10 protein-coding genes and 1 tRNA gene are annotated in these 12,010 nt (G+C 66.9%); 5 read left to right on the top strand and 6 right to left on the bottom strand.

All coding sequences use genetic code 11. From position 1 onward, the window contains the following. Positions 1-26: 26 nt before the first annotated feature. Together ACY0PA_RS12610 and ACY0PA_RS12605 are read left to right on the top strand one after the other, a co-directional pair. Complete coding sequence (locus tag ACY0PA_RS12610) at positions 27-1,448, top strand: pyridoxal phosphate-dependent decarboxylase family protein (RefSeq protein WP_473084707.1); 1,422 nt, start codon at positions 27-29, stop codon at positions 1,446-1,448. Beyond that, entirely contained in the window at positions 1,445-2,881 is a 1,437-nt protein-coding gene (locus ACY0PA_RS12605) for a lysine N(6)-hydroxylase/L-ornithine N(5)-oxygenase family protein (protein ID WP_473084706.1), read from the top strand. Before ACY0PA_RS12610 ends, ACY0PA_RS12605 begins: the two co-directional genes overlap by 4 nt. A 17-nt stretch (positions 2,882-2,898) precedes the next feature. Here the strand turns inward: ACY0PA_RS12605 and ACY0PA_RS12600 are convergent, their stop codons facing one another. Then, positions 2,899-4,698: a bifunctional metallophosphatase/5'-nucleotidase gene (locus ACY0PA_RS12600; RefSeq protein ID WP_473086302.1), complete on the bottom strand. Its 1,800-nt coding sequence runs from the start codon at positions 4,696-4,698 to the stop codon at positions 2,899-2,901. 132 nt (positions 4,699-4,830) lie between these two features. Between ACY0PA_RS12600 and ACY0PA_RS12595 the strand changes: the two genes are divergently transcribed. Both ACY0PA_RS12595 and pyk read left to right on the top strand, forming a co-directional pair. Then, on the top strand, positions 4,831-5,556 hold the full coding sequence (locus ACY0PA_RS12595) for an SIMPL domain-containing protein (RefSeq protein ID WP_473084705.1): 726 nt from the start codon (positions 4,831-4,833) through the stop codon (positions 5,554-5,556). A 155-nt stretch (positions 5,557-5,711) separates the two neighbouring features. Beyond that, positions 5,712-7,148, top strand: a complete 1,437-nt coding sequence (pyk, locus tag ACY0PA_RS12590; RefSeq protein WP_473084704.1) for a pyruvate kinase — start codon at positions 5,712-5,714, stop codon at positions 7,146-7,148. A gap of 38 nt (positions 7,149-7,186) precedes the next feature. Here the strand turns inward: pyk and ACY0PA_RS12585 are convergent, their stop codons facing one another. The 3 genes from ACY0PA_RS12585 to ACY0PA_RS12575 form a co-directional block, all read right to left on the bottom strand. After that, a complete protein-coding gene (locus ACY0PA_RS12585) occupies positions 7,187-8,563 on the bottom strand; it encodes an IS701 family transposase (protein ID WP_473084703.1) in 1,377 nt (458 codons plus the stop codon). Between the two features lie 91 nt (positions 8,564-8,654). Beyond that, the gene (locus tag ACY0PA_RS12580) at positions 8,655-9,434 is read right to left on the bottom strand and encodes a helix-turn-helix domain-containing protein (protein ID WP_473084702.1); all 780 of its coding nucleotides are present in this window, start codon (positions 9,432-9,434) and stop codon (positions 8,655-8,657) included. A gap of 105 nt (positions 9,435-9,539) precedes the next feature. Then, positions 9,540-9,612 (bottom strand) — tRNA-Leu (locus tag ACY0PA_RS12575). 102 nt (positions 9,613-9,714) lie between these two features. On the opposite strand from ACY0PA_RS12575, the gene ACY0PA_RS12570 reads away from it, so the two are divergent. Next, the gene (locus ACY0PA_RS12570) at positions 9,715-10,371 is read left to right on the top strand and encodes an ANTAR domain-containing response regulator (protein ID WP_473084701.1); all 657 of its coding nucleotides are present in this window, start codon (positions 9,715-9,717) and stop codon (positions 10,369-10,371) included. A 72-nt stretch (positions 10,372-10,443) separates the two neighbouring features. Here the strand turns inward: ACY0PA_RS12570 and ACY0PA_RS12565 are convergent, their stop codons facing one another. After that, on the bottom strand, positions 10,444-11,160 hold the full coding sequence (locus ACY0PA_RS12565) for an ABC transporter ATP-binding protein (protein ID WP_453773431.1): 717 nt from the start codon (positions 11,158-11,160) through the stop codon (positions 10,444-10,446). Further along, positions 11,157-12,008, bottom strand: coding sequence for an ABC transporter ATP-binding protein (locus ACY0PA_RS12560; protein ID WP_453773430.1), 852 nt, complete (start codon positions 12,006-12,008; stop codon positions 11,157-11,159). The genes ACY0PA_RS12565 and ACY0PA_RS12560 overlap by 4 nt, the downstream gene beginning before the upstream one ends. Positions 12,009-12,010 lie beyond the last annotated feature (2 nt).

Genomic DNA, 12,010 nt, shown 5'->3' with positions numbered 1-12,010 from the left:
CCACCGCACCCCCGAAGGACACCGCCATGAGCAACCCGCCGCCCCTCGCCGGAGGCCCCCAAGGCCCCCAAGCCCTGCGGCCGTTGCTCAACACCGTCCTCGACGCCCTCCACGACGGAGCCACCGCCCGAGGCGGCCCCCTCCCCGCCGGCGGCCCCCACACCGTCACCGCCCGCCTGCGCCAACTCGCCGGCGACCCCCTGCCCCACCACGGCACCGGCCCCGACACCGCGCTGCGCACCCTCGTACAGGCCCTCGCCGAAGGCGCCGCCGACCCCGCCGACCCCCTGTGCGCGGCCCACCTCCACTGCCCGCCCCTCGCCCTCGCCACGGCCGCCGACCTCGCCGCCTCGGCCCTCAACCCCTCCATGGACTCCTGGGACCAGGCCCCCGCGGCCTCCGCCCTCGAAACCCTCGTCACCGACGCACTCGCCCATGAGGTCTACGGCGACCCTGGTCACCCCGGCCGGCCCGCGCACCCTGGTCAGCCCGGCCACCCCCAGGCCCTGGTCACCACCGGAGGAACCGAGGCCAACCAGCTCGCCGTCCTCCTCGCCCGCGAAGCCCACGCCTCGCAGGGCCCCCTCCAGCTCATCACCGGCGCAGGCGCGCACCACTCCCTGCCCCGCGCAGCCTGGCTCCTCGGGCTCCCCGACCCCGTCACCGTGCCCGCCCCCACCGGCACCCTCGACCCGGCCGCCCTCGACGAAGCCCTCACCGACCTGCCAGGACCCAAACTGGTCGCCGCCACCGCCGGCACCACCGACGCAGGACTCATCGACCCCCTCCCGGAGATCGCCGACGTCTGCGAAGCCCACGGCGCCCGCCTCCACATCGACGCCGCGTACGGCGCCGGACTCCTCTTCAGCCCCACCCGCCGCACCCAGCTCACCGGCCTCGACCGCGCCGACACCGTCGCCCTCGACCTGCACAAACTCGGCTGGCAGCCCGTCGCCGCCGGCCTCCTCGCCGTACGCGACCCCGCCGACCTCGCGCCCCTCACCCACCACGCCGACTACCTCAACGCAAACGACGACACCGAAGCCGGCCTGCCCGACCTCCTCGGCCGCTCCCTGCGCACCACCCGGCGCCCCGACATCCTCAAGATCGCCGTCACCCTCAAAGCCCTCGGCCGCACCGGACTCGGCGCCCTCGTCGACCAAGTCTGCGACCAGGCACAGGAGTTCGCCGCCACCCTCCAGGCCCACCCCGGCTTCGACCTCTACGACACCCCCACCCTCAGCACCGTCCTCTTCCGCCCCCACGGCGCACCCGACGAACGCATCGCCCACATCCGCCGCACCCTCCTCACCCAAGGCCGCGCCGTACTCGGCCGCGCCCGCATCGACGGCCGGCTCTGGCTCAAAGCCACCCTGCTCAACCCGCACACCCAGCCGGGCGACCTGGCCCAGCTGCTGAAACTGGTGGAAGGAAACACAGCCCGATGACCACCGCCCCCACCCCCAGGCCCCCGCACCCCGAAGCACCCCGCGACCTCGTCGGCATCGGCATCGGCCCCTTCAACCTCTCCCTCGCCGCCCTCGCCCACCCCCTCACCGAACTCGACACCGCCTTCTACGAACAACGCCCCGCCTTCCACTGGCACCCCGGCCTCCTCATCGACGGCACCACCCTCCAAGTCCCCTTCCTCGCCGACCTCGTCACCCTCGCCGACCCCGCCAGCCCCTGGTCCTTCCTCAACTACCTCAAAACCCGCGACCGCCTCTTCCCCTTCTACTTCGCCGAGCGCTTCCACATCCAGCGCGCCGAATACGACGCCTACTGCCGCTGGGTCAGCGAAAACCTCCCCGGACTCCACTTCGGCCACCAGGTCGACGCCGTCCGCTGGAACCCCGAACACCGCCTCTTCGAAGTCGACTTCACCCAACTCGACACCGAAGGCGAAGCCGAAGCACTCGGCCGCACCTACACCAAGAACGTCGTCATCGGCGTCGGCACCGCCCCCTACATCCCCGAACCCCTGCGCCCCCTCGCCGAAGCCCCCACCGTCCCCGTCATCCACTCCGCCGACTACCTCACCCACCGCACCGAACTCCTCGCCGCCGGCCACATCACCGTCATCGGATCAGGCCAGTCAGGCGCCGAAATCTTCCTCGACCTCCTCAAGAACCGCCCCCAAGGCCGCGAAAAGCTCCACTGGCTCGCCCGCAGCGAAGCCTTCGCCCCCATGGAGTACTCCAAGCTCGGCCTCGAACACTTCACCCCCGACTACACCCGCTACTTCCACCACCTCCCCGAAGACGTACGCGACGGACTCGTCCCCGCCCAATGGCAGCTCCACAAAGGCATCGACGCCGAAACCATCGCCGCCATCCACGACGAGCTCTACCAGCGCACCCTCCACGGCGGCTGGCCCGACGCCACCCTCACCCCCGGCGTCTTTGTCCGCACCGCCGGCCGCGTCGCCACCACCAAAGTCGAACTTCACCTCGAACACCGCCGGCAGAACACCCGCTCCCGCCTCACCACCGACGCCGTCGTCCTCGCCACCGGCTACCGCGAACGCCCCCTCGACCACATGCTCACCGGCCTGGACCCCCACCTCCGCCGCGACAACAGCGAACGCCCCCGCATCGACGAACAGTTCCGCCTCGTCCTCGACCCCACCGTCACCGACGCCGGCAGCAACATCTACGTACAGAACGCCGAACGCCACACCCACGGAGTCGGCGCCCCCGACCTCGGCCTCGCCGCCTGGCGCAGCGCCACCATCCTCAACACCCTCACAGGCAAAGACCCCTACCCCCTCCCGCAGCGCACCGCCTTCACCACCTTCGGCCTCACCCCCAACGAAAACCGCGCCCCCCGGACCCAGTCCGGAGAACGCGGCACATCTCATCTCATCGAGCTCAAGAACTAGGGTCCCAACGAGAGGCCCTAGAACACAGGCGTACCGTCCCGCGTCAGCCGCCAGTCCACCGAAGCGAACTCCGCCGGGTTCAGGGTGCCCTTCGCCGTCACCCACTCGGCGATCCGCGTACGGATCTCCGTCGACTCCGACCACAGCTCCTGCGCCGACGCCACATGCGGGAACGCCCCGCCACCGTTCGCCCGGTAGTTGTTCACCGCGAACACGAACTTCTGCGCGTCATCCAGCGCCGCACCCTGATACGTCAGATTCTTGATCCGCGAACCCGCCGCCTGCGCGATGTCGATGTCGTACGAAAGCCCCGACACATAATCGTAGTTGTAGTCCGGCCGGTTGTTCGCGTTCGTCAGCTTGTCCACGTCCACGACCGCGCCCGCCGCCGTCTGCACGAAATACTCCGCCGAGAACTCCAGGTACGCCCGCACCTGCGCACCCGTCATCAACTTCGCGACCAGCGTGTTGTCGTACACATACAGACCCGACAGATCCCGGATCGTCACCTCACCCGCCGGAATCGACGACGTCCGCGAGAACGGCGAAGCCTGCGAAAGCACCGGCAGCGACGCGTACTCCGTCGACGCCAGCGCCTTCTTCACCACATCCGCCTGCACCGTGTTGATCAGATCGATGATCGGCGCGTCCTTGTACCGCGCGTCGACCGTCGTCAACTCCACCGTCGCCCGGCCCACCACCTGATTGACGTACTTCACCACCGCGGCATGCTCGTCCTGAAGCAGCTTCGTGATCTTCGGATCGTCCGCCACCGTCTTCGAGTCACGCAGCGACGCCTTCACGGACTCGACCGACCAACGCCCCTTCTCCCACACCAGATCGAAGTCGAACAGCGTCAGCCGCTCCGCATAACAAAGCGGCTCCGACAACACGACCGCCTTGCCCGTCTCCTCGTTCGTCACCAGCTGCTGCGGAATCTCCACATGCGCATGCCCCACAAGAATCGCGTCGATCCCCGGCACCAGCCGCGCCACATTCGCCGCCGCGTTCTCCACATACGGAACCTGATCCCCGTACGACGACGTACCCGAAGCCCCCGAATGCGCCGACACGATCACCACGTCCGCACCCATCGACCGCAGCTTCGGCACCCACTTCGCGGCCTGCTCCTCAAGACCGGGAAACTTCAACCTGCCCTGCACATACGCCTTGTCCCAGATCGCGATCCCCGGATTCGTCAACCCGAGCACCGCCACCTTCACGTCCCTGCCGAACGGAGTGCGCAGCCGCTTCATGAAATACGGCGGGAACGCCGGCTTCTCCGTCTTCGCGTCCACAGCATTCGCACCGAGCAGCGGGAAGTCACACTGAGACTCGAACTTACGCAGCGTCTCGATCCCGTAGTTGAACTCGTGGTTCCCCAGCGCCACCGCGTCATAGCCGATCGAATTCATCGCCTGCGCCATCGGATGCACCGGACCACCCTTCGCGGTGATCGGATCCACCTTCGCGAAGTAGTACGTCAGCGGCGTCCCCTGGATCGTGTCGCCCGCGTCGATCAGCAGCGTGTTCCGACGGCCCCGCTCGACACGGATCTGCTCCACCAGCGTCGAGATCCGCGACAGACCCATCGCGTTGCCCGCCGGATCCGAGTACTCCGCGTCCTTGAAGTAGTCCCAGTTGAAGACATGACCATGCAGATCCGTCGTCCCCATGACAGTGAACGAGTACCGCCTACGCCCCTTCGGCCGCCCCTCGTGCGCCTGCGCGCCCGGCGCCGACACGGCCCCCGTCAGCGCCACGGCCGCACCCGTAGCAGCGGACTTGCCCAGAAACTTCCTGCGATTCAACGCCATCTCAGATCCCCTCCGGCACCACTCACCGACACTTGCAACGCGCGTAGATTCTGGCCCCTCAACCCAACACGCAACAGACCCACGAGGTTTCAATCCGATGACTGTCCAATGCGACGCTGCCACAGTGACCCCATGACCCCCGACGAGACGACACCCGGCACCCAGCCCACCGCCACCCCCTACGGCACCCCCCAAGCCCCCCGCATCGCCGTCCGCGGCGAAGCCCACATCGAAACCGACCCCGACCTCGCCCGCATCGGCATCACCGTCAACGCCCGCGGCACCGACCGCCGCGAAGCCCTCACCGACCTCACCCGCCGCAACACCGCCACCCTCGACCTCATCAAGAGCTACGGAGAAGCCATCGAAAAAATTGAGACCGGCGCCTTCTCCATCACCCCCGAACTCACCCGTCACGGCCGCTCCGAACGCATCCGCGCCTACCACGGCAGCGTCCACATCACCGCCGAACTCACCGACTTCACCGCACTCGGCGAACTCACCACCCGCCTCGCCGACCAGGACCTCACCCGCATCGACGGCCCCTGGTGGACCCTGCGCCCCGACTCACCCGTCCACCGCACCGCCCGACAGCAAGCAGTCCACGAAGCCGTCCAGCGCGCCCGCGAATACGCCGAAGCCCTCGGCACCCGCCTCGCCGCCCTCATCGAACTCGCCGACACCGCAGCCGAAGACCCCGACCGCTACGGACCCGTCCCCGGCGCACCCCACATGCGCATGGCCGCCTACTCGGGCGCCCCCGACGACACCCCCGCACCCCTCGACCTCGAACCCCAGCGACAAACCGTCTACGCCAACGTCAACGCCCGATTCACCATGCACCCGCCCGAGCTGTAAAGACCCGCTCCCCCCGAAAGCCCGCCCCGAAATACATGCTCATCAGAGCACCCCCATGCACAATTCAACACTTGTCAATAGCCCTTCACCTAAAGGTGGTTGGGCAGTCATGCGCAACCAATTCCCTACCCGCCGGTAAGCCCTAGGCTCGAACCATGCGCCGAGCAAAGATCGTCTGCACCCTGGGACCAGCCACCGACTCGTACGAGCAGATCAAGGCACTCGTCGAAGCCGGAATGGACGTAGCCCGCTTCAACCTCAGCCACGGCACCTACGCCGAACACGAGGAGCGCTACCACCACGTCCGAAAGGCCTCCGACGAAACCGGCCACAGCGTCGGAATCCTCGCCGACCTTCAAGGCCCGAAGATCAGACTCGGACGCTTCCACGAAGGCCCCGTACTCCTTGAACGCGGCGACGAATTCACCATCACCGTCGAACCCGACACCCAAGGCGACCGCCACACCTGCGGAACCACCTACGACGGCCTCGCCACCGACGTCACCACCGGCGAACGCATCCTCGTCGACGACGGAAAAGTCACCCTCGAAGTCACCGGCGTCGACGGCCCCCGCGTCCACACCCTCGTCATCGAAGGCGGCATGGTCTCCGACCACAAAGGCCTCAACCTCCCCGGCGTAGCCGTCTCCGTCCCCGCACTCAGCGACAAGGACCAGGAAGACCTCCGCTGGGCCCTGCGCACCGGCGCCGACATCATCGCCCTCTCCTTCGTCCGCAGCGGCCGCGACATCCAAGACGTCCACCGCATCATGGACGAGGAAGGCCGCCGCCTCCCCGTCATCGCCAAGGTCGAAAAACCCCAGGCCGTCGACAACATCGACGACATCGTCGCCGCCTTCGACGGAATCATGGTCGCCCGCGGAGACCTCGGCGTCGAAATGCCACTCGAACAAGTCCCCATCGTCCAAAAGCGCGCCATCAAACTCGCCAAGCGCAACGCCAAGCCGGTCATCGTCGCCACCCAAATGCTCGACTCGATGATCGACAACTCCCGCCCGACGAGGGCAGAAGCGAGCGACGTCGCCAACGCCGTCATCGACGGCACCGACGCCGTCATGCTCTCCGGCGAGACCAGCGTCGGCAAATACCCCGTCGAAACGGTCCGCACCATGGGCCGCATCGTCGAAGCCGCCGAAGAAGACATTCTCGCCAAAGGGCTCCCGCCCCTCACCGAACGCAACAAACCCCGCACCCAAGGCGGAGCCGTCGCCCGCGCCGCAGCCGAAATGGGCGACTTCCTCGGCGCGAAGTTCCTGGTCGCCTTCACCCAGTCCGGAGACACGGTCCGCCGCCTCTCCCGCTACCGCTCACCCATCCCGCTCCTGGCCTTCACCCCGACCCCGGCCACCCGCTCCCAGCTCAACCTCACCTGGGGAGTGGAGACCTTCCTCGGCCCCCACGTCGACTCCACCGACGCGATGGTCGACCAGGTCGACGAACTCCTCCTCCAGTACGGCCGCTGCCGGAAGGGCGACATCGTCGTCATCACGGCCGGCTCCCCGCCCGGAGTCTCCGGCTCCACCAACCTGGTCCGCGTCCACCACATCGGCGAGGACGACAGCCCGAAGTAGGGGCGTTAGGGGTCAGTCACGGCAGCTGTAGTTCTTGATCACGGCTGGTCGTGACGGCGGTGTCGTTGCTGGTGGCACGCTGTCGCAACGGCTTGGTGGCGGCGGCGCCAGGCGGTCCAGTGCAGGACGTGATCCCGGTCGCGGACTGGTGGGGGCAGCGCGAGGGCCCGCAGGAGACGGATGAGCTCGGGGCAGGTCAGCGGGACGAGTTCAGGCCGCTCCTCGGTGGCCTCGTGGACGGCGGCGGTCGTAAGGGCGAGGACAGCGGCGGCGATCAGGGAGAACAGCGACCAGCGCATCCAGGAGTTCCAGCAGGTCACCTGACCCTGGTCGAGTCCGGTGAAACCCTTGGCGAGTTGGAAGGTCTCCTCGATCCGCCACCTGCGACAGATCACTTCCACCAGCGTGCCCAGCGAGACGTTGCCGGGTGCCCAGCAGCGGAAGTAGGACACCTCGCCGGTGTAACGGTGCCGCCGCGCGACCAGCACACTCGTCCCGGCCCCTACACCGGCTGCGTTCTCGTTCTCGTTCTCGTTCTCGTTCTCGGCGGGAGCATCGTCGGGACGGACATCGAGCCAGGCCCAGTCGTACTCGCGGGTGCCCTTCGTGCCGTGTCCGGTCTGCCTTCGCATCCACTGCCCGGGCCGCACCTTGTTGATCAGTTTGCGGGCCTCCCACCGACGGCCGGACCCGTCGGTGACCTGATATGTAGCGGCGATCCCGACCGTGTAGCCGAGCCCCAACGCCCGTACCCCCTGGCGCAGTTCGCGTCCGCAGTACACCTCGTCGCCCGCGAACCAGCGGGCCTCGCTCCCGGCCGCGAGCGCATCGGCGACCATGGTCAACGCCTGCTGCGGCTTCGTCGCGAACCCGATCTTCTCCGGCACCCCGGTCACTCCGCGGCGTTCCTCGTCCGCGGCCCAGTCCGCCGGGAGATACAGGGCCCGATCGATGATCACCTTCGTCGTCGCGGTGACCACCGCCAAATGCACCGCCACCTGGCACAGTCCCACGCCGCCGATCGCACCGGAGTACTGCCGGCCGGCGCCCACACAGTCCGTGGACGACTTTGCGTCGCCCGTCTCGTCCACGACCAACACCACGTCCTGCCCGGCGAGTTCGCCAATCACCAGGCGGGTGATCTCCTTCCGGGCCTCCTCGTGGTCGAACCGGGCACGGGACAGCAGGTGCTGCAGCCGGTGCGGGCCCGGGTGTCCCAGCGCCTGCGCGAGCGTCCAGCAGTTCCGCGTGTCCACTTCCAGCAACAGTCCAGCGACCAACTCCGCCGCTGTCGTGCGCGTCTCGCATCGCGCGAAGCAGCCCGAGACCACCGCCATCGCCCTCCCGAACGTCTGGCCCCACGCCCGCTCGACTATCGTGGCCTCCACGGCCACCGCGTCTTGATACGTCGTCACAAACGTTCATGATCGCGGTGGCCGTACTTGCGCCCGCCCGCACCCCGGCAAGCCGCTGAACAGCGAAGACGACGGAACTACAGCTGCCGTGTCAGTATTTGGGGCCTACGTGGATGTCCATGAGGGCGACGCACGCTTTCCGGGCGACCGAGATGTTGTATGGGTTCCCGTCGCGGGTGCAGTGCGTCCACTGGATGCCGAGTTTGTCGAGAGTGTCAGTGAAGAGTTGCCTGATGTCGTCGGAGACGTTGGTGAAGAAGTAGCGGGGGTACTCGTAGCGTTTGCGCTCGCCCCGGACGACGCGGGTGGTCCAGTTGGTGACCCGACAGCCGTCGGAGTGGATGAGGCCTCGGATGAACTCCCACGGATGGGCGTCGACGATCTCTTGTTGCCAGGGTTCGAGGGCGATCTTGCGCTCGTGCTTCTTGCCGGGGCCGTGTTGAGGGAACATGCACGTCCAGTGTTTGGTGTAGGACTTCACCTCGACGCAGCCGGTCTTGTGGCGTCCGCGCACGCTTGGGAGCGGCATCACCCTGCGAATCGCGTCTTCCGCAGCTGCGATCAGTCCGACCTGCGTTGCGTTGCAGAAGATCGATAAGTGATGCTGCTTGGGCTTGGAGATGATGTGGCCGTCGCCGAGATAGAGGCCAAGTAGATAGGCATACGCGACCGTGTCGAACTCGCGTCTCGTGCACTGCGGGCAGTCGGTCGGTTGCTCGTAAGTTTCGCCACGCGCTTTTCGGTCTTCGCTGCGCCACCAGCCGACGGTTCCGCGCGGGATGTTGAGTCGCTCGGCAACGATGCGGTTGGGAATGCCTTGGCGCATGAGTTCGACGGCATGGGCGCGAATCGATTCGCTGTGCGGTTCCATGCGGCCACTCTGTGTCACTGATGGCTGTGCCACGCAGCAAAAAGCGGATGTTCACGAGAATGTGGACATCCGCTTGCAGCTCCAACCTTCGAATCGAAGGAAAAGTGCCCCGAGTCGGATTCGAACCGACGCTGTCGGTGGTTTGAGCACCGTGTCTCTACCGCTGGACTACCGGGGCTTCCTCTAAAACAGAGGTTGGCGGTTACCCGCCGTGCTCACACCTTATCGCAGCTAGGTACGCTCTTGGGAGCAGTACCCGTGCCCTGAACTAGGAGCTATCGTGACCGCCCCCGAGTCGCCCCAGCCCGTAGACGCGCCCGACGACGACAAGTCGCACGTCCCGCCGCTGACGACCCGTGTCGTCATCGCCGAGGACGAGGCCCTGATCCGCCTCGACCTCAAAGAGATGCTCGAGGAAGAGGGCTACTCAGTCGTCGGTGAGGCCGGTGACGGTGAGCAGGCGGTCGAGCTCGCCCGTGAGCACAAGCCCGATCTGGTGATCCTGGACGTGAAGATGCCGAAGATGGACGGCATCTCGGCGGCGGAGAAGATCGCGGAGGAGTCGATCGCTCCGGTGCTGATGCTGACGGCGTTCTCGCAGCGCGATCTGGTGGAGCGGGCGCGGGACGCGGGTGCGATGGCGTATCTGGTGAAGCCGTTCAGTAAGAGTGATGTCGTTCCGGCCATCGAGATGGCGGTGTCGCGGTTCCAGGAGCTGCGGACGCTGGAGAACGAGGTCGCGGATCTGACGCAGCGGCTGGAGACACGGAAGCTGGTGGACCGGGCGAAGTCGGTGTTGCAGACGCAGTACGGGCTGACGGAGCCGGCGGCGTTCCGGTGGATTCAGAAGACGTCGATGGATCGTCGTCTGTCGATGCAGCAGGTTGCTGAGGCGGTTATTCAGGACGCCGAGGAGAAGAAGGCGGCGAAGGACTGAGTTCCGCCGCACACGTCGTATGGCTGAGGCCCGTACCCCGAGGGGGGTACGGGCCTCAGCCATATGTGGATCTCAGTCCTCGCCGAGGTAGGCCTTGCGGACGGATTCGTCGTGGAGGAGGTCTTGTCCGGTTCCGGAGAGGACGACGGTGCCGACTTCCATGACGTGGCCGTGGTCGGCGAGGGAGAGTGCGGCCTGGGCGTTCTGCTCGACGAGCAGGATGGTCGTGCCCTGGGACTTGAGTTCCGCGATCGTGGCCATGATCTTCTGCATCATGATCGGGGAGAGGCCCATGGAGGGCTCGTCGAGCATGAGCAGTTTGGGCTGGGACATGAGGGCGCGGCCCATGGCGAGCATTTGCTGTTCGCCGCCCGAGAGAGTTCCCGCGGCTTGCTTTCGGCGTTCGCCGAGGATGGGGAAGAGGTCGTAGGCGCGCTGGATGTCCTTCTCGATGCCGGCCTTGTCGGAGCGGAGGAATGCTCCGAGCTGGAGGTTTTCTGCGATGGAGAGGCGGGGGAAGATGCGTCGGCCTTCGGGGGAGTGGGCGAGGCCCATGGCGACGATCTTGTGTGCGGGGATGCCGGTGAGGGGTTTGCCGTCGAAGGTGATTTTGCCGCTGAGGGGCTTGAGGAGCCCGGACAGGGTGCGCAGGGTGGTGGTTTTGCCGGCGCCGTTGGTGCCGATGAGGGTGACGACTTCGCCTTGCTGGACGCTGAAGGAGATTCCCTTGACGGCTTCGATCTTGCCGTAGGCGACCTTGAGGTCTTCTACTTCGAGGAGTGCGCTCACTGGTCGTCTCCTTCCGTGGCGTGTGCTTCCGCGGCTTCGACTGCGGCTGCGGCGGTGTCTTCGGGGGCGCCTTCGAAGGGTTCGCCGAGGTAGGCGGCGATGACGCGTTCGTCGCCCTGGACGACGTCGCTGGTGCCTTCGACGAGTTTTTCGCCTTGGACGAGGACGGCGACGCGGTCGCAGAGGTTGAAGATGAAGCGCATGTCGTGCTCGATGACGAGTACGGCGATGCCCTTGTCGCGGATGGCGAAGACGAGTTCTTCGGTGGCGCGCGTCTCTTGGGGGTTCATTCCCGCGGTCGGCTCGTCGAGGAGGAGGAGGCCCGGCTCGCTCGCCAGGGCCCTGGCGATTTCGAGCTTGCGTTGTTCGCCGTAGGGGAGGCTGCGGGCGAGGTGGTCGCGTTTGTGGGCGAGGCCGATGAACTCGAGGAGTTCCATGGCGCGTTCTTCGGAGGCGCGTTCGGCCTTTTTGAAGCCGGGGCCGCGCAGGAGAGCGGACCAGAGGCCTTCCTTCGTCCTGGTGTGGCGTCCGACGAGGACGTTCTCCAGGACGGTCATGTTCGCGAAGAGGCGGATGTTCTGGAACGTGCGGGCCATGCCCGCTTTGGTGACCAGGTGGGGCTTGGGGGGGAGTGCGGTGCCCTTGTAGGAGACCTGGCCTTCGGTGGGGATGTAGAGGCCGGTGAGGCAGTTGAAGAAGGTGGTTTTGCCTGCGCCGTTGGGGCCGATGAGGCCGACGATTTCGCCGCTGTTGACGGTGAGGTCGACGGAGCGTACGGCGGTGAGTCCGCCGAAGCGCATGGTGACGCCCTTGGCTTCGAGGACGGCAGTGGTCGTGGTGGTGGTCATGC

It is taken from the genome of Streptomyces sp. DS1-CR2 (assembly GCF_055760475.1).
The sequence above is the reverse complement of the archived record's forward strand: the minus strand, read 5'-3'. Positions and strand labels throughout refer to the sequence as shown.

What these genes read in the sequence shown, in the direction of transcription:
- ACY0PA_RS12595 (WP_473084705.1), top strand. Translation starts at nt 4,831, where the DNA reads ATGACCCCCGACGAGACGACACCCGGCACCCAGCCCACCGCCACCCCC.
- ACY0PA_RS12560 (WP_453773430.1), bottom strand. Translation starts at nt 12,008, where the DNA reads ATGACCACCACCACGACCACTGCCGTCCTCGAAGCCAAGGGCGTCACC.
- pyk (WP_473084704.1), top strand. Translation starts at nt 5,712, where the DNA reads ATGCGCCGAGCAAAGATCGTCTGCACCCTGGGACCAGCCACCGACTCG.
- ACY0PA_RS12600 (WP_473086302.1), bottom strand. Translation starts at nt 4,698, where the DNA reads ATGGCGTTGAATCGCAGGAAGTTTCTGGGCAAGTCCGCTGCTACGGGT.
- ACY0PA_RS12605 (WP_473084706.1), top strand. Translation starts at nt 1,445, where the DNA reads ATGACCACCGCCCCCACCCCCAGGCCCCCGCACCCCGAAGCACCCCGC.
- ACY0PA_RS12610 (WP_473084707.1), top strand. Translation starts at nt 27, where the DNA reads ATGAGCAACCCGCCGCCCCTCGCCGGAGGCCCCCAAGGCCCCCAAGCC.
- ACY0PA_RS12580 (WP_473084702.1), bottom strand. Translation starts at nt 9,434, where the DNA reads ATGGAACCGCACAGCGAATCGATTCGCGCCCATGCCGTCGAACTCATG.